At 45.7% G+C, this 2,366-nt stretch carries 3 protein-coding genes and 1 riboswitch; of the genes, 2 read left to right on the top strand and 1 reads right to left on the bottom strand.

Going from position 1 to position 2,366, the window contains the following annotated elements; genetic code table 11:
* On the bottom strand, positions 1 to 198 hold a 198-nt coding region (locus tag VB081_RS13585), incomplete at its 3' end, for a CrcB family protein (protein ID WP_323401315.1).
* A gap of 49 nt (positions 199 to 247) precedes the next feature.
* Positions 248 to 319, bottom strand: a riboswitch (Fluoride riboswitch).
* Between the two features lie 186 nt (positions 320 to 505).
* Between VB081_RS13585 and VB081_RS13580 the strand changes: the two genes are divergently transcribed.
* Both VB081_RS13580 and VB081_RS13575 read left to right on the top strand, forming a co-directional pair.
* Entirely contained in the window at positions 506 to 1,054 is a 549-nt protein-coding gene (locus tag VB081_RS13580) for a V4R domain-containing protein (protein WP_276983282.1), read from the top strand.
* Positions 1,054 to 2,292: a sensor domain-containing diguanylate cyclase gene (locus VB081_RS13575; protein ID WP_276983280.1), complete on the top strand. Its 1,239-nt coding sequence runs from the start codon at positions 1,054 to 1,056 to the stop codon at positions 2,290 to 2,292. Before VB081_RS13580 ends, VB081_RS13575 begins: the two co-directional genes overlap by 1 nt.
* Positions 2,293 to 2,366 lie beyond the last annotated feature (74 nt).

Here is a 2,366-nt window from a genome sequence, read left to right as displayed (position 1 = left end):
AACCCCCAGGGCTGTTTTGAGTTTCTGAGTGCCTTGGGTATGCTCTGGCATACATTGGTAGATGAGCTCGAGTAAAATACAGCCTAAAAAATTGATGGCCAGCGTGGGCCAGGGCATCATTGGTTTCAGGAACAGGCCCAGAGCATACCGACTGGCAGCACCGGCAATTCCCATCAAAAAAATCCATAAAACTTGCAAAAAATTCGCCTCCCATTCTAAGACAATACAAAAAGGGCTGATGCTTCCACTTATGGTAGAAGCCATCAGCCCTTGGCGGTTTCGACAGATGTCGTGGGAGATCTTCATTCCCATTTAAAAGCCTAACAAATTTGAAAAAATCTGTCAAATTTTCTGGCGTTTTCATTAAGAAAAATGCCGTTAAATCCATTTCAATCGGAATTATAGGGTAAAAAGTAAAGACCGCCTTAATAAATGGAGCGATACAGTGTATAATAGGGACATCTGTAAAAGACATTTAAGAAGTACAGTAGAAACGAGGGTGGAGATGTCAAATATTTTTTTACAAGGACCCCATAACCGTTTTACCTGGGATAAGCTTGGGAATATCAAAGACGGACGAAAAAACCTGGGGGAATCCATGCCGGTTTTGGTCTATCGCCTGTTGGAATACAGTATGAATCATATCCTCACGGATAAGCTGGGGACAGAAGGGGCGGATGCTGTTTTTCGGGATGCGGGTCATTTGGCCGGCACAGAATTTGCAAAGAATATGCTACCCCTGGAGGCACCCCTTGGAACGTTTCTGGCAGAACTCCAGCGGATTCTCCAGGAGCTTAAAATCGGAATCCTTCGAATGGAAGAAATGGATGAAGAGAGCGGTATCTTCACCCTAACCGTTGCAGAGGATCTGGATTGCAGTGGCCTACCACCAACCGATGAAGTGGTTTGCAATTATGATAAAGGGTTTATCGCAGGCATTATGACGGTTTACACTGGAAAGACCTATAAAGTACAGGAAATTGACTGTTGGGCCAGCGGGGCCCGGGTATGCCGCTTCCAGGGGCGAGTAAAGGACAAGGGAATGGGATCGTAATGGCCAAACAGCCAGAAAAAGCATTATTTGAATATTTAAGGGATATCCTGTATCGGACGGATTATGCCTCTCTGGATATGGATGAGATACCAGAGCCCTTCAAACCTTTGGCCCAGGGACTTCATTGGCTCCACCAATGTGTGAAGGAACAAAAAGCCTTTGGAGAGAACCTGGCCCAGGGCGATTTGGATGCCACACCACCGGGAGTTGAAAACACCCTGGCTGCCCCACTTAAGGCGGTCCAAGGCAGTTTGAAGCATATTGCATGGCAGGCCAGACAGCTTCCCAAGGGCGATTATGGTCAGCATATCGATTATATGGGAGAGTTTGCTGAGATTTTAAACACCATGGTTGATCAGTTGGCCCGGCAGCACCAGGCTCTATTGGATGAAAAGCATCTGGTGGAAGAGCAAAACAAAATTTTGGGCCAATATTATAGTCTGTTTCTTTCCCTGACGGAGAGTACCGATGAAGCCATTATTGTGCTGGATGAGAAGACGGGAGAACCCCAGTACCTCAATCCAGCGGCCTTGGATTTTGAGGAACATTATGGGGATCGTCTGGATGTTATTCGATATCAATTGGGGCAGGTATCAGAAGAGAATTTAACCCAGGGTGAGCCCTGGATTTTAGAAATAGAGGAGGATGCTCAGAAGTCAGCCCTCTATTTGCGCGTTGTTTCCCACCGTTTAGGTTGGAACGGCCGGGATACCATCGTCCATGTTATTCGGGATAAGACCGATGAGCGGCAAAAGGAAGCTGTTTTGAGCGATATGGTTTATCGCGATGCATTGACCGGTTTGTACAACCGTCGTTATGGGATGGAAAAGGTGGAGGAATGGATTGCCGAAGGCTATCATTTTACCATTTCCTTTATTGACATTGACGATTTAAAAACCTGTAATGATGCCTTTGGACATGATAAAGGGGATGACTATATCCGTCTTGTTGCAACGACTTTAAAAGAATGTCGCGATAATGACGTGATTTGCCGAATGGGTGGGAATGAATTCCTTTTATTAACCATGGGGGGACAACAAGCGCAAATTGATGGATGGCTTGAAAAACAGCGGCAATGGATATTATCCCAACAGATGACAGGAGTCCGGGGGGTTCGCCCTTGCTTTAGCTATGGGACCAGTGTGGTCAGCCCGGGATGGAGCCAGGATGCTGATTATTATTTGGGGAAAGCCGATCACCGGATGTACGAGTATAAACGGGTGAATAAAATCCGATAGCTTATCTTGATAATTATAACCCACAAGGCTATAATGATTAAATATGCTATAAATAAGGATGGTGTCATATGGAA

This window comes from Christensenella sp. (assembly GCF_034927525.1).
Taxonomy (GTDB): Bacteria; Bacillota; Clostridia; order Christensenellales; family Christensenellaceae; genus Christensenella.
This window is presented reverse-complemented; position numbering and strand designations above follow the sequence as displayed.

Coding starts and splice junctions, on each gene's coding strand:
- VB081_RS13575 (WP_276983280.1), top strand. CDS start 1,054: ATGGCCAAACAGCCAGAAAAAGCATTATTTGAATATTTAAGGGATATC.
- VB081_RS13580 (WP_276983282.1), top strand. CDS start 506: ATGTCAAATATTTTTTTACAAGGACCCCATAACCGTTTTACCTGGGAT.